The sequence below is a fragment of the Nocardia sp. IFM 10818 genome, from assembly GCF_054655275.1.
The window spans coordinates 6,311,515-6,329,188 of sequence record NZ_BAAHJH010000001.1 but is presented as its reverse complement, the minus strand read 5'-3'; the positions used below and the strand labels follow the sequence as shown (position 1 = coordinate 6,329,188).

24 protein-coding genes are annotated in these 17,674 nt (G+C 68.2%); 12 read left to right on the top strand and 12 right to left on the bottom strand.

Going from position 1 to position 17,674, the window contains the following annotated elements:
* Positions 1-39: 39 nt before the first annotated feature.
* On the bottom strand, positions 40-1,032 hold the full coding sequence (locus ACYQ5L_RS29485; protein WP_459961493.1) for an AraC family transcriptional regulator: 993 nt from the start codon (positions 1,030-1,032) through the stop codon (positions 40-42).
* An 8-nt stretch (positions 1,033-1,040) separates the two neighbouring features.
* Positions 1,041-1,958: an AraC family transcriptional regulator ligand-binding domain-containing protein gene (locus ACYQ5L_RS29480; RefSeq protein ID WP_459961492.1), complete on the bottom strand. Its 918-nt coding sequence runs from the start codon at positions 1,956-1,958 to the stop codon at positions 1,041-1,043.
* 185 nt (positions 1,959-2,143) lie between these two features.
* Between ACYQ5L_RS29480 and ACYQ5L_RS29475 the strand changes: the two genes are divergently transcribed.
* Complete coding sequence (locus ACYQ5L_RS29475) at positions 2,144-3,010, top strand: LGFP repeat-containing protein (protein ID WP_459961491.1); 867 nt, start codon at positions 2,144-2,146, stop codon at positions 3,008-3,010.
* On the opposite strand, the gene ACYQ5L_RS29470 is transcribed toward ACYQ5L_RS29475, so the two are convergent.
* Complete coding sequence (locus tag ACYQ5L_RS29470; RefSeq protein WP_459961490.1) at positions 3,000-3,458, bottom strand: hypothetical protein; 459 nt, start codon at positions 3,456-3,458, stop codon at positions 3,000-3,002. The genes ACYQ5L_RS29475 and ACYQ5L_RS29470 overlap by 11 nt on opposite strands.
* Before the next feature lie 139 nt (positions 3,459-3,597).
* Between ACYQ5L_RS29470 and ACYQ5L_RS29465 the strand changes: the two genes are divergently transcribed.
* The 3 genes from ACYQ5L_RS29465 to ACYQ5L_RS29455 are packed head-to-tail and all read left to right on the top strand — an operon-like array spanning position 3,598 to position 5,761.
* A complete protein-coding gene (locus ACYQ5L_RS29465) occupies positions 3,598-4,083 on the top strand; it encodes a M78 family metallopeptidase domain-containing protein (RefSeq protein ID WP_459961489.1) in 486 nt (161 codons plus the stop codon).
* 5 nt (positions 4,084-4,088) lie between these two features.
* The gene (locus ACYQ5L_RS29460; protein WP_459961488.1) at positions 4,089-5,159 is read left to right on the top strand and encodes a hypothetical protein; all 1,071 of its coding nucleotides are present in this window, start codon (positions 4,089-4,091) and stop codon (positions 5,157-5,159) included.
* On the top strand, positions 5,156-5,761 hold the full coding sequence (locus tag ACYQ5L_RS29455) for a hypothetical protein (protein WP_459961487.1): 606 nt from the start codon (positions 5,156-5,158) through the stop codon (positions 5,759-5,761). The genes ACYQ5L_RS29460 and ACYQ5L_RS29455 overlap by 4 nt, the downstream gene beginning before the upstream one ends.
* Before the next feature lie 4 nt (positions 5,762-5,765).
* Here the strand turns inward: ACYQ5L_RS29455 and ACYQ5L_RS29450 are convergent, their stop codons facing one another.
* On the bottom strand, positions 5,766-6,194 hold the full coding sequence (locus ACYQ5L_RS29450) for a helix-turn-helix domain-containing protein (protein ID WP_459961486.1): 429 nt from the start codon (positions 6,192-6,194) through the stop codon (positions 5,766-5,768).
* Between the two features lie 205 nt (positions 6,195-6,399).
* Between ACYQ5L_RS29450 and ACYQ5L_RS29445 the strand changes: the two genes are divergently transcribed.
* Positions 6,400-6,933: a hypothetical protein gene (locus ACYQ5L_RS29445; protein ID WP_459961485.1), complete on the top strand. Its 534-nt coding sequence runs from the start codon at positions 6,400-6,402 to the stop codon at positions 6,931-6,933.
* A gap of 172 nt (positions 6,934-7,105) precedes the next feature.
* On the top strand, positions 7,106-7,924 hold the full coding sequence (locus ACYQ5L_RS29440; protein WP_459961484.1) for a bifunctional allantoicase/(S)-ureidoglycine aminohydrolase: 819 nt from the start codon (positions 7,106-7,108) through the stop codon (positions 7,922-7,924).
* Between the two features lie 19 nt (positions 7,925-7,943).
* On the opposite strand, the gene ACYQ5L_RS29435 is transcribed toward ACYQ5L_RS29440, so the two are convergent.
* The 3 genes from ACYQ5L_RS29435 to ACYQ5L_RS29425 all read right to left on the bottom strand — a co-directional run bounded on the left by ACYQ5L_RS29435 (position 7,944) and on the right by ACYQ5L_RS29425 (position 9,857).
* Positions 7,944-8,639 carry a hypothetical protein gene (locus ACYQ5L_RS29435; protein ID WP_459961483.1) on the bottom strand — a complete coding sequence of 232 codons (696 nt, stop codon included), beginning with the start codon at positions 8,637-8,639 and terminating at the stop codon, positions 7,944-7,946.
* Positions 8,640-8,711: 72 nt separating this feature from the next.
* Entirely contained in the window at positions 8,712-8,927 is a 216-nt protein-coding gene (locus ACYQ5L_RS29430; RefSeq protein ID WP_459961482.1) for a winged helix-turn-helix transcriptional regulator, read from the bottom strand.
* 627 nt (positions 8,928-9,554) lie between these two features.
* Entirely contained in the window at positions 9,555-9,857 is a 303-nt protein-coding gene (locus tag ACYQ5L_RS29425) for a hypothetical protein (RefSeq protein WP_459961481.1), read from the bottom strand.
* 61 nt (positions 9,858-9,918) lie between these two features.
* On the opposite strand from ACYQ5L_RS29425, the gene ACYQ5L_RS29420 reads away from it, so the two are divergent.
* From ACYQ5L_RS29420 to ACYQ5L_RS29410, 3 genes are read left to right on the top strand one after another with little or no spacing between them, the layout of a single operon-like run.
* Positions 9,919-10,956 (top strand): helix-turn-helix domain-containing protein, encoded by a 1,038-nt coding sequence (locus tag ACYQ5L_RS29420; protein WP_459961480.1) that lies wholly within the window; start codon positions 9,919-9,921, stop codon positions 10,954-10,956.
* A complete protein-coding gene (locus tag ACYQ5L_RS29415) occupies positions 10,946-11,140 on the top strand; it encodes a DUF397 domain-containing protein (RefSeq protein ID WP_459961479.1) in 195 nt (64 codons plus the stop codon). The genes ACYQ5L_RS29420 and ACYQ5L_RS29415 overlap by 11 nt, the downstream gene beginning before the upstream one ends.
* On the top strand, positions 11,046-11,312 hold the full coding sequence (locus tag ACYQ5L_RS29410) for a DUF397 domain-containing protein (RefSeq protein WP_459961478.1): 267 nt from the start codon (positions 11,046-11,048) through the stop codon (positions 11,310-11,312). The genes ACYQ5L_RS29415 and ACYQ5L_RS29410 overlap by 95 nt, the downstream gene beginning before the upstream one ends.
* Here the strand turns inward: ACYQ5L_RS29410 and ACYQ5L_RS29405 are convergent, their stop codons facing one another.
* Positions 11,313-11,786 (bottom strand): winged helix-turn-helix transcriptional regulator, encoded by a 474-nt coding sequence (locus ACYQ5L_RS29405; RefSeq protein ID WP_459961477.1) that lies wholly within the window; start codon positions 11,784-11,786, stop codon positions 11,313-11,315.
* Positions 11,787-11,872: 86 nt separating this feature from the next.
* Here ACYQ5L_RS29405 and ACYQ5L_RS29400 point away from each other — a divergent pair, with 86 nt between their 5' ends.
* Positions 11,873-13,114 carry an MFS transporter gene (locus ACYQ5L_RS29400; protein WP_459961476.1) on the top strand — a complete coding sequence of 414 codons (1,242 nt, stop codon included), beginning with the start codon at positions 11,873-11,875 and terminating at the stop codon, positions 13,112-13,114.
* On the opposite strand, the gene ACYQ5L_RS29395 is transcribed toward ACYQ5L_RS29400, so the two are convergent.
* The 3 genes from ACYQ5L_RS29395 to ACYQ5L_RS29385 form a co-directional block, all read right to left on the bottom strand.
* Positions 13,080-13,709, bottom strand: coding sequence for a glyoxalase (locus tag ACYQ5L_RS29395; protein ID WP_459961475.1), 630 nt, complete (start codon positions 13,707-13,709; stop codon positions 13,080-13,082). The genes ACYQ5L_RS29400 and ACYQ5L_RS29395 overlap by 35 nt on opposite strands.
* A gap of 89 nt (positions 13,710-13,798) precedes the next feature.
* Positions 13,799-14,674, bottom strand: coding sequence for a DUF2268 domain-containing putative Zn-dependent protease (locus ACYQ5L_RS29390; RefSeq protein WP_459961474.1), 876 nt, complete (start codon positions 14,672-14,674; stop codon positions 13,799-13,801).
* Between the two features lie 52 nt (positions 14,675-14,726).
* The gene (locus ACYQ5L_RS29385) at positions 14,727-15,380 is read right to left on the bottom strand and encodes a hypothetical protein (protein ID WP_459961473.1); all 654 of its coding nucleotides are present in this window, start codon (positions 15,378-15,380) and stop codon (positions 14,727-14,729) included.
* A gap of 18 nt (positions 15,381-15,398) precedes the next feature.
* Between ACYQ5L_RS29385 and ACYQ5L_RS29380 the strand changes: the two genes are divergently transcribed.
* Entirely contained in the window at positions 15,399-15,572 is a 174-nt protein-coding gene (locus tag ACYQ5L_RS29380; RefSeq protein WP_459961472.1) for a hypothetical protein, read from the top strand.
* A gap of 88 nt (positions 15,573-15,660) precedes the next feature.
* Here ACYQ5L_RS29380 and pdxR read toward each other — a convergent pair whose 3' ends face one another.
* Complete coding sequence (pdxR, locus tag ACYQ5L_RS29375; RefSeq protein ID WP_459961471.1) at positions 15,661-17,109, bottom strand: MocR-like pyridoxine biosynthesis transcription factor PdxR; 1,449 nt, start codon at positions 17,107-17,109, stop codon at positions 15,661-15,663.
* A gap of 46 nt (positions 17,110-17,155) precedes the next feature.
* Here pdxR and ACYQ5L_RS29370 point away from each other — a divergent pair, with 46 nt between their 5' ends.
* Entirely contained in the window at positions 17,156-17,608 is a 453-nt protein-coding gene (locus ACYQ5L_RS29370) for a carboxymuconolactone decarboxylase family protein (RefSeq protein ID WP_459961470.1), read from the top strand.
* Positions 17,609-17,674: the final 66 nt, after the last annotated feature.

Sequence of the window (17,674 nt, the reverse complement as noted above, 5' to 3'; positions counted from 1 at the left end):
GCCAAAATGCTGCTACCAGGTAGCCGGATTGCCTAGTCGTCAGCCAGGATCAGGGCGTTGCCAGCGCGCCACGGCCCGGCGGAGGCTGGCCGGATCGGCATAGCCGAGCAGTTCCGCTTGCCGGGTGCGGGGAAGGTGGGCGGCTTGCTCGAAACGGCGCAGGCGGGCGCGGTCGAGTTCGTGCCGCCAGCTGGTTCCGGAATCGGTGAGACGGCGTTGCAGAGACCGCGGGGAGGTGTGCAGTTGCCGGGCGACGGACTCCAGGGTCGCGGTGCCGTTCGCCAGGCTCGTATCCAGCACGAGGGCGAGCCGGTCGATCCAGGACACGGTCAGATCCGGGGTGGCGGGCAGGGTCGCCGCGTAGCCGCGCAGCACCCCGGCCAGGTCCGGGTCCGCGGTCTTCATCGGCAGCGCCAGATCCTCGGCCCGCAGCGTGAGGCTGTCGGCCGATTGCGCGAAATCGATGGTGGCGGTACCGAAGAACTCGACGAACGCATCGATCTCGGCGGGCGCGGATTGGCGGAAGGCGACCCTGGTCGGGACCACCGGGTAGCGGGTGGCCCAGCGGGCGCGGCCGAGCAGCAGCGCGAAGGCGGCGTGCATGAGCAGTTCGCGGCCGCGGCCGTCGTCGGCGGCCGCGGCGAGTTCCAGGACCACCTCCTGGTCGGTGCGATCGCCGAGCCGCATGCTGTAGCTGGTGGTCAGGCAGCCCGAATGCTCGATGACGGCGGTCAGGGCCTCGCCGAGGGTGGGTGCGGAGAGGAACAGGTATTCGAGCACGCCCAGTTCGCCCACGGTGCTCTCATCGGCGCAGCGCAGGGCGAGGCCGGGATCGTTCGATTCCTCCTCGGCCAGTTCCCAGAGCCTGGGGCAGTGCCGGTGCGATACCCGGGTGGCCTCCCCGCCGTCGCGCCAGTTGGGTACGCCGGCGCGGCGGGCGAGCCGGTCGGGGTCGAGTCCCGCCTGCGCCGCGCGCGCGAGCACGAATCGGGGCATGAGAATGCTGTCGGCCGGCTCCGCTGTCTCGTTCACGGGCTACCTCACCGTGGCGTCCCGAGCCGGACGACGCCGGCCGGTGCGGGTTGTTCGAGGTGGCGTTTGCGGGCGCGCTCCACTTCCAGCTTCCAGGAGGTGCCGGATTCGGCCAGGCGGCGCTGCAGGGTGCGCGAACTGGTGAACAGCCGGCGCGCCACCTGGTCGAGGGCCGGTTCGCCGTCGTCGATGATCTGCTCGAGCACGCCCGCCACCCGGTCCGGCCATTCGGTGGCGCGCGGCGGGGGCGGGGGCATGGCGGCGGCGTAGCGGCGCAGCACCGCCGCCAGCATGGGGTCCGCGGTGACGTGCGGCAGCTCGAAATCGGCCAGGCGGTAGGTCATGCTGTCGACGGGTGCGCCGAAATCGATTGTGGCCGTGCCGAAATGCTCGGTGAAGGCGTCGTGCTTGGCCGGGGCCCGCTGGGTGAAGGCCACCCGCACCGGATCGACGGGGCGGCCGGTCATCTGGCGGATGCGCGAGACCAGAATGCCCAGCGAGGACTGGATGCTCAGCTCGCGGCCGCGGCCCTCGGCATTGATCATGTAGAGGTTGAAGGTGGACTCGGTCTCGGTCTGCTCGCCCGGATCCATGCGGAAGTTGGAGCTCACGGAGCCGACATAGGGGCCGACCACCTCCAGGCCCTCGCCGAGGGTGTCGGCGGTGGAGATCAGGTAGTCGAACAGGCCGAGTTCGCCGACGCGATAGCCGCCCACCACGCGCAGCGTCGAATTCGGGTCGCCTGTGGCGTGTTCGAGCAGCTCCCACAGTTTCGGGTAGTAGTCGCTCGGCACCCGGGCCTTCTTGTCGGCCAGCAGCCAGGAGGGCATACCGGCCTCGCGCGCCAGCCGAGTCGGGTCGATACCGGCCGCCGCCGCGCGAGACAGGATGAGCCGGGGCATCAGAACGGTGTCGGAGGTGCGCATCAGTCAATGGTGCGGCGAAACGGGCGGTGGAAACTGGGAATTCGCCGAACTGTGAGATCGGTTGCCGGTCCTTGTTTTTCTGCGGCCCGTTGTTTCGCGCGGATCTCGGTATTCGGCTCGCTCGCGGCTACTGTGCCTCGACGACTGGAACGACACGGCGGTGCACTTCTTCCGGGGCGTGAACGATGCCATCGGGCGGGAGTGGACCGGCATCTACGGGCATTCCCGGGTGTGCGCGTGGGCCATCGAGGACGGCGTGGTCGGCCGCACCCGGGAGGGAGAGCCGCGAGCAATGGCTCGAACGCGAGTCCGACCTGCGCATCGCGGCCTGGATCGCCGTCCGCGATGCCCGCGACTGCGGCTTCGAGCCGTTCGTCATCGCCCCGCCCTACACCCGCCGCGACGGCATTTCCGACCACAACTACGTGACCCGGGTTCTCGGCTTCGGCACCCACTGGGACGTGGGCCCGAATTTCCCCTGGGACGTCTTCGCCGACTTCGTCGCCGAGTTCGCCGCCGGAGACGAACCGGCGCGCAACATGATCGACGAGAAGGCGGCGCAGACCCCCTGGCTCGGCAACCGAATCACCCGGGGCGAGAACACCTGCCCCGACGGCGAGGGCCGCTACGCCGAATTCGAGCACGGCTACGTCTACTGGCACCCGCGCACCGAAGCCCACCCCGTCCCGGCCTCGCTGTGGGACAAGTTCGCCGAAATGAAGCACGAGGCAGGCGAATTGGGCTATCCGGTGAACGATCACACCGTGCTGGTGGATGCCGCCGGCGCCGAACAGGGCGTGGTCCAGGGCTTCCAGCACGGCGCCATCTACCGCCGCCACGGCGGACCCGCCTACGTCCTGCGCGGCGCGGTCCGCGAATGCTGGAACCGCTCGGGCTTCGAGAACGGTCCGCTCGGCTGGGCCGAAGGCGATGAAATCCCCTGCGAGACAGGCGTGTACCAGCGATTCGAGCACGGCACCGTCTACTGGACCCGGCAGCCGACGCTGGCGGTGCTCGACGGCGCCGTGCAACCGCTGACGGTTACCGAGTAATACGAGCCGAGTGCTGCGGGCGCCGGGCGATGACCTCGGCGGCCCGCACCACGCCCGCGGCCACCTTGGGATCCTGCTCGCGGTCCGCCACCTCCAGTAGGGCGCGGGCCCAGCGGCGGCGCGCGAACTCCGCGCTGTGCACGCCGGAGCCGACCCGGGTCAGCGGTGTGCCTTGAATTCCCATGAGCAGCAACACCGTTGAGATCAGAAACAGCGCGGCCGTGCCCGCTTGGTTGCCGGATACGAACACGGCGACAATGCCGGTGGTTCCGGATGTGGTGCCGAGCATGAGCGCCACGATCCGCTCCCGGCGGGTCAGCGGCGCCACGGGCAGCTCGGCGTTCCCGAGGTCGTCGTCCGGTCGCGCACTCGGCTGCGCTTGCTGCTGTTGCGAATCCTGCTGCTGCACAGCCGATTGCTGCACACTCGACAGTTGTACCTCCGACACGTACCGCTCCCCTCGGTGTCGCGCATCCCCGAGCCCTTCCACGGGATGCCTCGTAAACCATATCGGCTCGGCGGCATCCGGGTGTTGCCAGGAGTGTTGACGCCGGGTGCGGCGTGTCGGGGTGTGGTTGGATGTGGGCGTGAGTTTCGGGTCGGCGGTCAATTCGGCGGTCGATCGTGTCTTCGCCATGGCGACGGCGGGGGAGTCGACCAGCCTGGACGGGCTGGTGGCGGCGGTGGCGCGGGAGCGGGGGCGGCCGTTGCGGGTGATCGAGGATCCGGGGATGCCGGCGGGGGTGTTCGGGCAATGGATTCACTATCGGGATCGTGACGAGGTGAGTTTCGCGTCCTGGGTGCAGACCCGGGATCGGACCGTCGCACACGAGCTGGGGCATATACTGCTGGGCCATCAGGGGCGGCCCGTGCTCGAGCTGGCGCGGGATGCGCTGCCCGCGGGCATCCACGATATGGCGGCGCTCATGCTGCGCCGCGAGTGCGGGAATGCGGTTGGGATAGAAGAGGAGTCGGCCGCCGAGCAGTTCGCGAGCCTGCTGCTGAATCGATTGCAGAGCATCGGCGGCAAACAGCCGCGGTTGCGGTCGCGCTGGGGTGAGGCGCTGGGGTGATCGCCATGGTGCTGGCGCCCCTGATGTGGGTCGCCGTGATCGGCCGTGCGTGGCGGTGGTGGTGGTCGCGCAGCTGGGTGCTCGGGAGCACGACCGTGGCGCTGGCCGTGGTCGCGGCACATCTGACATTGAGCATTCCCGTGGTGGAGGCCGGGGTGCGGGCCGTCGCGCCGGTGACGAACTTCTCCATTGGATTGCGCATGGTGGTGTACAACCTGATCGCCGCCACCTCGGGGGTGCTGGCCTTGGCGGTGACCAGCGATCCGGAGCGGGTGCGGCGCGGGGCGCGGGTGCTCGGGGTGATCGCGGTGCTCGCCTCCGTGGCGGCGGTGGCGATCTTCCTCGGTTCGCCGCCGATACCGCAGGCGGCGGGCGGATTCGAATTCGACCGGGCCTATGGGCATTTGCCCGGTTATGCCGAGGCGGGCATTGCCGCCGCGGTGTTTCCGGCCCTGTTGTGCCCGGTGCTGATGGTGATCACGGCCCGCGGCGCGGATGTGCGCAGTGTGACCGGCTGGAGCCTGACCCTGCTGTCGGCCGGTATGGCGGCCGCGACCGTGTGGGCGTGGCTGCGGTTGCTGTATTTCGTGGCGGTGCGGTACTTCGATGCGACGCCGACGCCCGCGGTATTCGATGTGACGCGCGGGGTGTCCGCGCTCGGCGTGCTGGTGATCTTCGTCGGCATGATGCTGTCGCCGGTCCTGTCCTGGGTGCGCGCGAAACGCGTGCTGTGGGCGATCGCCCCGATGCATCGGGAGCTGGTGTCCCGCTGGCCCGGGGTGCGGCGGCCGTCGCGGCGGGGCGCGGGCGCGGATGAACGCGCCGAGGACCGCATCACCGAATTGCTGGACGCGTTGAGCATGGAGGCCGAGAACAGGGTCCCGGCCACCGGGTCGGCGGCCGCTGCGTCCGACGTGGCCGCGGCGGTGTCGGAGTGGTTGTTGCACGGACGGCAGGCGCCCGCGCTCAATGCCGCGGGCATTCGATCCGCCGCCCTCGACGCGGGCCTGGAGCGCGGCTGGGCGCTGCTGCTGGCAAGGGAGTATCGAGAGGGACAACGGAGGATTTCGGAGTGACGGAAACCAAGCGGGAGCAGGCGCCCACACCGCTGCGAGCGCGGGCGGCGCGAGTGATCACCGAGCTCGGGGCGCCGTGGGTGATCAATATCGTCACCTCGACGATTGCCGGATTCGCCCTCGGAGCGGTCGGCTGGGGACTTTTCGTCGCGGCCATTACCGGCGGCATTCCGATGATCATCATTCTGGCCGGGGTCCGGCGCGGCATCGCCAGCGATCACCATGTCACCGATATCGACGGCCGCCGCTGGGTGATCCCGGCGATTCTGGCCATCTGCGGCGCGGGCCTGATCGTCGAGATCCTGGCCGGCGCACCCCGCGAACTGATCGCCTGGACCGTCTCCGGACTGGTCGTGCTGCTGGGCATCGGCATCATCACCGTCATCGGCAAATGGAAGGTGAGCGTGCACACCGCGGTCGGCGCGGGCACCACCGTCCTGCTGGCCCTGCTCGCCTCGCCGTGGTTCCTGATCGCATTGCCGCTGACCGCCGTCAACGGCTGGTCACGCGTGTGGCTGGGCGATCACACCAGGGGCCAGGTGACGGTCGGCGCCTTCCTCGGCGCCGCCCTCGCCGCGGCCGCCTACCTGCTCGTGGCCTGAATCCTCAGCGCTCCCCGTCGTTTTCGCGCCGCAGTTCCCGGAACCCGACCTGGAACACCCGGGTCGGGTCATAACTGCGGGCAGCCACCTGTTCGGCTCCCGAATCCCGCAGCGCCGCAATCCATTCGATATGCCGCCGGATCTCCTCGTATCCCTCGCTCGACCCGAAATAGTCGATCGGCACCTGGAATACGGCCGCGATATCGGTCACCGTCGGCAGTGTCGGCGCCCGCCGCTTCCCGGACAGCAGTTGCGACATGTACCCGGTGGTCATCCGGCCGCCATTGGCGCGGATCATGTCCACGATCTCGGTCTGGCTGTACGGCCCGCGCCCCCGCGGATGCACCGTCTCGAACAGGAACCGCAGCCGATCGGCGAATACCGGATCGGCCTCGGCTTCCCCTGCCGCGTCGGCGTTTTCGCGGTCCGGCATCCCTCGCCCCCTTCTCCTTCATCACCTGATCATCCGCCCGATCGGCTGATCTTGGTCGCTGCCGCGACCGCCCCGCAACTTGCTACTGCAACTTGCTACTGCAAGTTGCCGTAGCTTAGGGTCACTGTAGCCGTACCTCGGTTCGCTCGCGAAGGGGGCGAGCGAACCGAATACGGTCCATTCGCACCGGATTACACTCGGACCCGTGGGCCAGAATCTGGCGGAACACCGAAAGCCCACCGTCCGGCGGCCACCGGCGTGGGTGTGGTGGGCCCTGGCCGTCGCCCTCGCGGTCCTCGCCGCCGCGCTGATCACCGTTCTCTCCCTGGATGAACCGGGCGATACCGAACCGACCACGCCCGGCACCTCGCTCATCGCGCCGGACGATACGACCCCGCTGGCCGCCGTCTGGAATGTGCCGTCGGCCTTCCTGGGCGAATGGACGGGCACGGCCGCCGGTCACGACATCGTGCTGACCATCGATCCGGGCAAGAACAGCGAGGAGATCGCCCGCACCCTGGACAGCGATGCGCGCTCGGGCCTGCGCTGCGAATGGGTCGATCGAGTCATCACCATGACCGCGGACAAGCTCACCTTCTCCGGGCGGCTGGTCGGCGGCGCCGAGTGCGGCGACGACGGCAGGCGAATGGTGATCACCCTGCGACCGGACGGGTCCGCCGAGTACGTCGCGCCCACACCGGCGGGCGCGGCCGTCACGGCCACCTTGCGGAAGAACTAGGCCGCAGCCCCCGGGGTGAAGCTACGGCTCCGAGCCGGATCGAAGGCGCCAAGCATGGTGGTTCACACGATTGCCTCCATCCGCTCGCGGTGAATACGTTGGTCCTCGCGGACGCCCCCCGCAGGCACTGCGCGGCGGCGTATGAGCATCGACATGATGGGAGCTGGCGCACTTGAGCGAGCCGACGTACTACGCACCTGAGGGCGGCCTGCCGTCACAGACCACGCTGCTGACCGACCGGGCCATCGTGAAGGAGGCGTACACCGTCATCCCGCGCGGCGTGCTCCGCGATATCGTGACCAGCAATCTGCCCGGCTGGACCAACACCCGCACGTGGATTCTCGCCAAGCCGATCGCCGGTTTCGCCACCACGTTCGCGCAGTACATCGTCGAGGTGTCCCCCGGCGGCGGCAGCTCCGAGCCCGAGCCCGAGCGCGGTGTCGAATCGGTGCTGTTCCTGCTGACCGGCACCCTGAACGTCGTCATCGAGGGTGACAAGCACACCCTCACGCCGGGCGGGTACGCCTACCTCCCCGCGGGCGCGCGCTGGTCGGTGGCCAACGAGTCCGCCGCGGCGGCGACCTTCCAATGGGTCCGCAAGGCCTACGAACCGCTGGCGGGCTACACGCCGCGGGCGTTCGCGGTGCAGGAGCAGGACGTCGAGCCGACGCCGATGCCCGACACCGACGGCGCCTGGGCCACCACCCGTTTCGTCGACCCCAACGATCTCGCCCACGATATGCACGTCAATATCGTGACCTTCGAGCCCGGCGCGGTGATCCCGTTCGCCGAGACGCATGTGATGGAGCACGGCATCTACGTCCTCGAAGGCAAGGCGGTGTACCGCCTCAACGACGACTGGGTCGAGGTCGAGGCGGGCGATTTCATGTGGCTGCGCGCCTTCTGCCCGCAAGCCTGCTACGCGGGCGGTCCCGGCAAGTTCCGCTACCTGCTGTACAAGGATGTCAACCGTCAGATCAAGCTGACCTGACGTCGCCTCGCGGCGGCGATCAGCCCGGCTCGGCAATGAGGTGGTGGTAGGCGGTGTCCAGGGGAATGTCGACCGCGAACCAGGCCGCGGGGCGATCGTCGTCGCGCGGCGACCACGCGGTCGCGATGCACAGCCGGGCCGCTTCCGTACCGGCCAGGCCGGGCAGGCGCCAGGTGATCGTGGCCGGATCCGCGTAGCGCACACCGTATTCGGCGGAACCGTCCGCGCCGTTCGGCAGCAGGTGCGCCCAGCCGTAGGGCATGAGCCGGCCGTCCGCGGCCTGCATGCCGAGCAGTTCGGAATCCGGGCCGCCGACCGACACCAGGAAATGCTCGTTCTCGACGCTCACGGCCGCGAGGCATTCGCCCGGATCCGGCCCGCCGACGGCATCGGCGGGCAGATCGGTCATCTCGGCCGAGATGCACAGTCCGGGCACGTCGGCGTGTGCCCGCACCTGCCAGATCGCGGCCCACATCGGCACCGGCGCGCCGCCGTCCCAGGCCGGTACCTCGATGCTGCCGATCAGCAGATCGACCGTTGCGCTGCGATGCGTCCACCGGTGCAGCTGCGAGTCATTGGGCAAGCGCCACAGGGCATCCGGTTCGGGCGTCAGCGTGTCCGATCCGATGGTGACGGAGAATCCGACAATGCCGAGGGGCGTGTCGATCACGGCCCGGCGCCGATCCGCTGTGTCCAGGTGGTCGGTGGGAAGCATGCGCCCATCATCCAGGTGCCGCGCGCCCGCGCCGGTCTCAGGTCGGCGAGGTGGGCCGAATGCGCGGATCGGCTAGGGCATGTGATCGGAGTCGAATCGGTCGTCGTAGTGGGCGCGGGCGTGCTCGACCTCGGGCAAGGCGACGGTGGACCAGTTCAGCAGGGCGTCGATGAGTTCCTGCAGGGTCCGTCCCAGCGCGGTGATGCGGTATTCGACGGCGATCGGGCGGGTTCCGGTGACGACGCGCTCGATCATCCCCTTGCGCTCGAGCCGGGCGTTCGCCGTCATCGATTGACTGGCCGCCGAACCCGGTGCCGGACACATTGTCCGGCACCGGGTTCGGTCACTCAGGGTGCTTCCGGGGGGTGCTGCCCGGGGTAAGGCGGGTAGCCGGGCATCGGGGTGGGAGAGGGGCGGAAGTAGGCGCCGGACCGCGGGTTCCACAGCAGGACCATCGCGCCGAGGCCGGCGAACCACACCAGGAACGAGATGACGGAGCATATCGCCTGGTTTGCTGGATATGCGCCGTACTACCGGCCTTCGGGCTGTGCTCGGATGGCATGCCGAATGCGGCCGATCAAGCGGGCAGGTGAATACGAACCGTTGTGGAGAGGGGCGGAACGGCGACGGAAACCCGTGCGTGCTCGGCGAGTGCCGGTGCGGGGAGTTGCGCGCATGCGCTGATACGGGCATGGAGAGTCTCCAAAGTCGTTGTGCCGCACGTTCGGTCAGCCGAGATGTGGCGCCATCGCCGCGTGCCGGGCGCGGTGGATCGGCGCCGGTTCAGCTGTTGCCGACCGCATGCCGCCCATAGGTCGACACGGCCCGCCACCACGTGCCGGCGCGAAAACCGGCAGCGGCGACCGGGATGAAACTGAGCAGCCAAAACCCGATGTCCATGGTCGTCTCCTTAGGTCAGTCGTGGGCGATACGCTGAACGAGCGCGGCGAAGGTCGTTGTGTCCCAGGGGGTCGCGTCGGTTCCGGTGAAAATGGCGTCCAGCAGCGGGGCGTGGATCAGGCTGCCCGGGCCGTAGTAGCCGGTCGAGCGGGCGCTGGCGATGACGGCGTGGATGAAGATCGCGTAGGCGTCGGGCCGGGACACGATGCTCGAGCTGCCGGTGATCTCGAGGTGTTGCAGCACAGCCTCGGCGGCGTCGATGACGTCCCGGATGACCTGGATCTCGATCTGGTCTGGATTGTCGGGGTTGGTGGCCACTGGCTCGAACTCCTTGCTTCGGTATCCGGCGGGTTGCGCTGTGCGCCCCCAGAAGACCCCCGTGACCAGCGAAGAGGGGCATAAACTTGCTGAATTCACCGCAATTGCTCCGAAAGCCCAGCACGCGATCCACGAATTCCATGATCAATTACCAAAATCCGGGGTCACTTTTACCAAGAAACGGTGTTCCGCCATCCATCCTGGAGATTCAGCAATGGTCGAGACCGGTTCCACAGTCCCGCGGCGCCAGCTCGGGCGCTACCTGCGGGAGTTGCGCCAGCAGTCGGGGATGACCCTCGCGGAGGTCGCCCGGCGAATCGAACGCGGAGTCAGCACGGTGCAGCGGCTCGAAACCGGGCGAGCCGACAACATCCGCCTAGCGGACATCGAGGCCATATGCCATGTGCTGGGAGCCAGCGAAACTGAAGCGGCCGCGCTCATGGGACTTGCACAGCAAGGCAATGCGAAGAACTGGTGGCATCAGTACGGCGATCTGATTCCAGCCAACTTCGATGTGTACATGGGGTTGGAATCCGCGGCGGTGGCAGTGAGCTCGCTGCAAGAGCTGGTTCCCGGCCTGGTTCAGACCGCGGACTACGCCCGGGAGCTGATCCGTTTGGCGCACCCGGGCGAGTCCGACTCCGAGATCATGCGTCGCGTCGAGATGCGAATGCACCGGCAGATACTGGTCACTCGACGAGCTCAGCCAGCGAATTTCGATGTGCTTCTCGACGAATCGGCGTTGCACCGGGTGGTCGGTAGTCGGCGAATCATGGCTACACAGTTGCGCCATCTGGCGGAATCTGGGACGAAGCCGAACATCACGATCCGCGTGCTGCCCTACTCCGCGGGGATGCCGCTCGGCGATCTCACTGGACCGTTCATCATCCTGGACTTCGGCGAGGACGACGATAAAGAGCCGCGCGAGCCATCCGTTGTCTACGTTGAGAGCTACACCGGTGCAATGTATTTCGATGATGTCGACATTGTTGAGCGTTATCGGGCAGCGCATGAGGCGTTGCGGCGGGTAGCGTTGGATGCGCAGCGCAGTCGTGATCTGCTTCGTCAGGCGGCAAGGGAGTACGAGCGTGAACGGTGAACTATCCGGAGCTCACTGGTTCAAGAGCAGCTACAGCGGCGGCAGCCAGGAGTGTGTCGAGGTCGCCTATCTGGCCAGCGGCAAGGTCGGTGTCCGCGACTCCAAGAATCCAGCCGGGCCAGCGTTGGTCTTCACTTCCGCCCAGTGGAAAGCATTCACGGACAGTGTGGTGCACGATCGCTGACGCGCTGGGCGCGTGCTGGTTCAAGAGCACGTACAGCGAGTCCGGGGGCCAATGTGTGGAAGTCGCATTCCTCGATGCGGCCTCTGTTGGTATTCGGGACTCCAAGAACCCTGGCGGGCCGGTGCTGATCTTCGGGTCGAGGGAGTGGGACGCGTTCATCGCGGGTCTCTGATCACACGGTGGGCTCGTGGCGGTCTCCCACCTTGCGGACTCGGGTTGTCGCTATGGTGGCGCGTTTGCCTGTGCGGGTTTCCGGGCGTAGCTGGGGGATTGGGGTGCCTTCGGTGTCCACGAGGGTGGAGTGGGGTTCGTTGGGGGTGAAGGCGTGGCGTTCACCCCATTGGCGCAGGGCCACGATGGTGGTGAAGAGGTCTTGGCCGGTTGCGGTCAGTTCGTAGGTGTGGCGTTTGCCGCCGGGGGTGGTGGCGGTGGTGAGGATGCCGTGGTCGACCAGTTTGCGCAGGCGGTCGGTGAGGATGTTGCGGGCGATTCCCAGGCGCTGCTGAAACTCGGTGAAGGTTGCCGCGCCGTCCATGGCGTCGCGCACGATGAGCAGGCTCCAGCGGTCGCCGACCAGGTCCACGGTGCGCGCGACCGGGCAGGTGGGGTCGGTCCACTCGCGGGTGAGACCGGGTGTCGTGCTCATGGCCCTCCATGCAATCGGTTGCAATTCGAAACCGATTGTACCTATCCTCGATTAGTTGCATTTTGCTACTGATTTTGGGAGGTGTTGTGCCAACAGCAGTCACAGGCTCACGGCGGTTCGTCCTGGCCCTGGTGTGCGCGGCGGCGGTATCGACGATCTACGCCATCCAGCCCGTCCTGGAGGCGGCGGGCCGCGACCTCGGCTTGGCCCCGCAATCGCTCGGTGGGCTGGTGGCGGCCGGGCAGATCGGCTACTTCCTCGGGCTGATCCTGCTGGTTCCGCTCGGCGACATCCTCAACCGCCGCCGCCTCATTGCCGCGCACCTCACCCTCACCGCGGTCGGCGCGACAGTCACGGCCATCGCCCCGAACGGTCCAATCGCGCTGGCGGGCTTGGCGATTGCGGGATTCTTCGCCGTCGTGGTGCAGGTGACCGTCGCTTACGTCGCAGCGGTCTCCGCGCCGGACGAACGCGGCCGCAATATCGGCGCGGTCACCTCGGGCGTGGTGCTCGGCATTCTCGGCGTCCGCATCCTCGCGGGCGTCCTCGGCGATACGACCGGCTGGCGGGCCGTCTACGCGCTGCTCGCGATCCTCTGCCTGGCACTGGCTTTCCTCGTGCACGCCGTCCTCGCCCCGGACCGCAGAACCCCCGGCCCGCGCTACCGCCAGGCCCTGGCGACAATGGGCCGACTGGTCTGCTCGGACCGCCTCTTCCTGTCCCGCGGGCTGATCGCCTTCTTCCTCTTCGCATCCTTCGGCACCCTCTGGAGCGGCTTGGCCCTTGCCCTGGCCGCCGCGCCCTGGCACCTCACCACCACGCAAATCGGCTTGTTCGGCTTGGCCGGGCTGGCCGGAGCCCTGGGCGCCGCGCGCGCCGGACGCTGGGCCGATTCCGGTCACGCACAAGCGATCACGGGTGCGGCGCTGGCATTGCTCACCGTGTCCTGGTTCTTCATATCCCGCACCGAGTCAACGCTGTGGCTGCTCATCATCGGCATCGTCCTGCTGGACTTCGCCGTCCAAGCCGTCCATGTCAGCAGCCAGCATCTGCTCACCACGGCCTATCCCGACCGGGCCAGCACGGTCATCGGCGCTTACATGGCGTTCTACTCCCTCGGATCCGCCCTGGGCGCAGTCGCAACCACCCGGGCGTACACCGCCTGGGGCTGGCCCGCCGCCTGCCTGACCGGCGCCGCCTTCTCCCTGTCGGCCCTGATCCTGTGGGCCATAACGCAACTCACCCGCCGCAGGGCAGCTGCGGCGGGTGAGCATCTCGAGGAGGGCGCATCTGTCAGGCTTCCCACACGAACCCATCGGGGTCGGTGAAGGAGCCGGTATTGCCGCTGACCACGATCCCGTGCGAGCCCGCCCCATCGGGTGAGACACCGGCATCCTTGGCGGCCGCCTTGCGCGGGTACATGGCCAGCTTGATCGGGGAATCCGGCAGCGCGAACTCGACGTACTTGCCGCCGAAGCTCTTCGACACGGTCAGTCCGCGCTCGACGTAGAACTGCTTGCTGGCCTTCACATCCTCGACGCCGAGCAGCAGCACGACGCTGTCGACCTCGCGGCTGGAGGGTCCGGTGTCCTTCTTCTGCGAGGTGGTGACCTTCCAGATGGTGCCGTCGGGGCCCTGGATGACGGCGCCGTAGCCCCAGAGGTTCTTCTTGGCGGGCTTGAGCAACGTGAAGCCATTGCGCAGGGCCGCGGAGATGAGGTTGTCGGCGGTGCCGGGCTGGGCGACCACCAGCGACATCATGAATCCGCGGAAGCCTTCCGACGCGGCCTGCGCGGGACGGAAGCTCAGCTTGCCGCCGAGGCCGAAGGCGGCTTCGTAGGCGGCCGCGATGCCGGTCGGATCGGCGACCTCGAGGCTGACGGTGATTTCGGTGGTGGGGGCGGTGGCGGTGGTGTTCGTCATGGCTATAACGCTAAATTTCGCCTGGACCAGCGACATCCGTGCCGAACACGGGTTCCGCCACGTAACCGGCCACGTACCGCTGTTGCGGGCTACCCGAGCGCGGTGGCGATGATCTCCGCACTGTCGGCGTGCAATGCCTGCGCCGCGGTCTTGCCGGTCGCCGCGAGGTAGGCGTCGACCAGCCGGTTGCCGGCGGAGTACCCGGCCCCCGTCGGCAATCCGACCGGGGTCACCCCGAAGTGCTCGGCGATGGTGTCACCGTGCACCCAGGCCGTGAAGTTCTGCATCCCGGTAATATCCAGTCCGGTAACGACTTTCGCGAACACCGCATCGTCGTGCAAGGTGGGCGTGCCGATCCGGGTGTACCCGAGGTCGCCGTAGAGCTGGCGCGCGAAGGCATCGGCCAATCCTTCACCGACCACATGCTCGCCGACGGTGACCGTCATTGGATCCCACACCACGCCACCGGGGCTGTAGCGCAGATTGTGATTGAGCTCGTGCACCGCCGTGCTCTCCAGCCGCTCCAGATTCTCCGGGTACGGCCAGAACGGAATCGTGATGTACCCGGAGATGCCGCCGAAGCCGGTGACCCCCAAGCTGGGACCCATGAAGTTGGCGTCCCCGGGATCCCCGAGCACCAGCAGCACGGTGATATCCGGCGCACTGAATCCCGGTGTCGCTTCTGTCAGTACGCTCGCCGCCTCATCGAGCGCCGTCTGCATCCGCTCCCACGCCCCGGCCGCCGCCATCGTCTCCAGCGCGTCCAGGCACCGCTCCTCATCGCGATCGATCGGGAACCCGGCCGCCTGCCGATGAAACGCCACCAAATCAACGTCGCCCGGAAAGTGCCGGTACATCCCCGCAATCGGTTCCAGCATCGATCGCAGCATGCCCTCACGATCACCCACCGGCGCCCGCAGGATCTCCCGCATAGCGGTATACGAGTCGAGAACAGTTATCGTCACCCGCCGAAAACTAGGCCCTCACGTAACGTGAGGGTCAAACACCGCGCATCCGCTAGCGCTCGGGAACGTTCACCGCGATCTCCCCGCCGAGGTGATAGCCCTCGGTCAACTGCAGATTGTCGCCACTCCAGAACCTGCCCGGGTCGTACCAGTTCGGCCGCTTCTCCGGCAGCAACCCCATGGCCTGGTACGTCATGGCCACGATCTCCGCGCAGTACGCGTTCTCCAGCCCGGCTTCGGCCTCGCGCGCCCTCGACCGCTTCGGCAACGGCACCCGCCCGCGCAACCACCGCCCCGCCAGCGCGCTGGTCGACGGAAACGGCATGCCGTCCAGCCGCGCCACCATCCGCAGCGCCGCATCCTCCATCTCGCGGGTCACCGGCCGATCCAACTGCCGAACCCACGCCTGCTGCCCGTACTCGTTGGCCCACCGCATGACCGCGGCCCGCATATCGTGCAGCTGCGCACCGCGATGATGATTGCCCGACCAGATATCCGGCAGCGCCTTCCCGAGCTCGGCATGCCAGATCAAAGCCGGCAGATCATCGATCACCACCGCCATCCCGACATGATTCACCGGACTGTTGGTCAGCCCCCGAATCGCCCGATCAGCCCCGGAATGCCCACGGAACAGCCACAGATCCCCCGTCCGCGTGAGCTCCACCGCTTCATCCAACCCGATACTCGACAGCGCTTCGCCTGGCACGCCGACTAGCCTAGGCGCATGCGCTGGTGGAAAGTGCTCGGCTTGGCAGGCGCCGCAGGTGTAGCGGCAACCGGAGTGGTCATCGTCCGCTCCGAACGCAAACGTCGCGCCTACACCCCCGACCAGGTCCGCGACCGCCTGCACGCCCGCCTCGCCGACCAGCCCGAGCCGCCCGCCGACACCAACCCCTAACCGCGTCCCGTGTGAAACACCATCGACCGGGAACTGGTGGCGGGGTCCTCTCGACCTTTGCCGCCACCAGTTCCCGGTCGGCGTCGTTTCACATGCGGGACCGGGTGCCGGGGTCGGGGAGGGCCAGGCAGAGGGCTTCGAGGGCGGGGGTGAAGGCGTGGTCGGAGGGGGTGCCGTAGCCGATGACCAGGCCGTCCCGGGTGGGCATGGGGCTGGCGGGGTGGCGGTACGGGGTGAGGCCGTCCAGGGCGAGGCCCTGGCGGCGGGCGGCGTGGAGGGTGGAATCCTCTGTGCCGGACGGGAGTTCGAGGACGGCGTGCAGGCCCGCGGCGATGCCGGAGATGCGAATGTGGGGGGCGCGGGTGGCGAGGGTGTGGACCAGTTGGGCGCGGCGGCGGCGGTAGGTGATGCGGGTGCGGCGCAGGTGGCGGTCGTAGGCGCCGGAGGTGAAGAAGTCGGCCAGGGTCAGCTGGTCCACCGCGCTGCATTGCATTTCGCGGGAGCCCTTGGCGGACAGGACATTGTCTATCAGGCGGGCGGGGAGGACCATCCAGCCGACGCGCAGGGCGGGGGAGAGGCTTTTGCTGACCGAGCCCAGGTAGACGACGCGGTCGGGGTCCAGACCCTGGAGGGCGCCGACGGGTTGGCGGTCGTAGCGGAATTCGCCGTCGTAGTCGTCCTCGAGGATCACGCTGCCGGTGGAACGGGCCCAATCGATCACTGCCGCACGGCGTTCCGGGTGCAAGGGGCCGCCGGTGGGATACTGGTGAGCGGGGGTGAGCAGAACGGCGCGAGCGCCGGTGGTGGGGAGTTCCTCGGTGTGTGCGCCGTGCGGATCGACGGTCAGCGGGATGGTGTGCTGCCCCGCGCCGTGCAGGATGTCGCGGTAGAAGCCTAATCCGTACGCCTCCATGGCAATCGGGCCGTCCAGAACGGACGCCATGAGCCGCAGGCCGTGGGCGAAGCCGGAGCAGATGACAATGCGGTCGGGTTCGGTGCGCACGCCGCGGGCGCGGGTCAGGTATTCGGCCAGGGCGGTGCGCAATTCGCGGCGGCCGCGCGGATCGCCCACGCCGAAGGCGTCATTGGGGGCCGCGGACAGGGCGCGGCGGGTCGAGGCGATCCAGTCGGTGCGCGGGAAAGCCGCCGCATTGGGGGAGCTGGGTTGCAGGTCGTGGCTGACGCGGCGCGGGGCCGGGCGATAGGGACGGCCGGTGCGCTCATCGGGGGCGGGCACGGCGCGCTGGGCCACTCGCGTGCCCGAGCCCTGGCGGGCCGTGAGCCAGCCCTCCTCGACCAGTTCGGCATAGGCCGCGGCCACGGTATTGCGGGCAATGCCCAAGTCGATCGCGAGACTGCGATACGGGGGCAGCCGGGTGCCGGGTGCGAGGCGTCCGGAGCGAATGGCCTCGCGCAGTGCGGCCATGAGCGCGGACCGCCGGTTGCCCGCACCCGCGAGCTCGAGGTGCAGGTCGACGCCCTGATCCGCCTCGGGCAGCTGCGGAGACCGCCGAGAATTGACCCATGCTTCTGCCATAGGAATGAACCCTATACGTGGGTCTTTCCGACCGTAGGTTTATGTCATGACAACGATCCGGATCGCCGAACGCATGAACTTCTCCGCCGTCGCCCCCAAGGTCTTCAAGGCCGTCATGGCCCTCGACGCCGCCGCCCGCCAGGGCATCGACCCGGTGCTGCTGGAACTGGTGCAGATTCGCGCCTCGCAGATCAACCGGTGCGCCTACTGCATCGACTACCACACCACCGACGCCCGCAAGGCCGGCGAAGCCGAGGAGCGCATCTACCAGCTCAGCGCCTGGGAGGAATCGAGCCTGTTCACCGCCCGCGAGCGCGCCGCCCTCGCCCTGACCGAAGCCGTGACCCGCCTCCCCGGGGGAGTTCCGGACGCCGTCTACAACGAGGCCGCCGAACATTTCGACGAATCCGAACTGGCCCAGCTCATCGCCCTCATCTTCACCACCAACACCTGGAACCGGATGAACGTCACCACCCGCAAGACCCCCGGAACCCTGTAACTCCCGCTGTCACCGCGACGGGCGGCTCCCCGCGAGCCGCCCCGGGACCACTTGTGCACGAAAGGT

What these genes read in the sequence shown, in the direction of transcription:
- ACYQ5L_RS29480 (WP_459961492.1), bottom strand. Translation starts at nt 1,958, where the DNA reads ATGCGCACCTCCGACACCGTTCTGATGCCCCGGCTCATCCTGTCTCGC.
- ACYQ5L_RS29475 (WP_459961491.1), top strand. Translation starts at nt 2,144, where the DNA reads ATGCCATCGGGCGGGAGTGGACCGGCATCTACGGGCATTCCCGGGTGT.
- ACYQ5L_RS29460 (WP_459961488.1), top strand. Translation starts at nt 4,089, where the DNA reads ATGGTGCTGGCGCCCCTGATGTGGGTCGCCGTGATCGGCCGTGCGTGG.
- ACYQ5L_RS29450 (WP_459961486.1), bottom strand. Translation starts at nt 6,194, where the DNA reads ATGCCGGACCGCGAAAACGCCGACGCGGCAGGGGAAGCCGAGGCCGAT.
- ACYQ5L_RS29435 (WP_459961483.1), bottom strand. Translation starts at nt 8,639, where the DNA reads ATGCTTCCCACCGACCACCTGGACACAGCGGATCGGCGCCGGGCCGTG.
- ACYQ5L_RS29430 (WP_459961482.1), bottom strand. Translation starts at nt 8,927, where the DNA reads ATGACGGCGAACGCCCGGCTCGAGCGCAAGGGGATGATCGAGCGCGTC.
- ACYQ5L_RS29405 (WP_459961477.1), bottom strand. Translation starts at nt 11,786, where the DNA reads ATGAGCACGACACCCGGTCTCACCCGCGAGTGGACCGACCCCACCTGC.
- ACYQ5L_RS29395 (WP_459961475.1), bottom strand. Translation starts at nt 13,709, where the DNA reads ATGACGAACACCACCGCCACCGCCCCCACCACCGAAATCACCGTCAGC.
- ACYQ5L_RS29380 (WP_459961472.1), top strand. Translation starts at nt 15,399, where the DNA reads ATGCGCTGGTGGAAAGTGCTCGGCTTGGCAGGCGCCGCAGGTGTAGCG.
- pdxR (WP_459961471.1), bottom strand. Translation starts at nt 17,109, where the DNA reads ATGGCAGAAGCATGGGTCAATTCTCGGCGGTCTCCGCAGCTGCCCGAG.
- ACYQ5L_RS29370 (WP_459961470.1), top strand. Translation starts at nt 17,156, where the DNA reads ATGACAACGATCCGGATCGCCGAACGCATGAACTTCTCCGCCGTCGCC.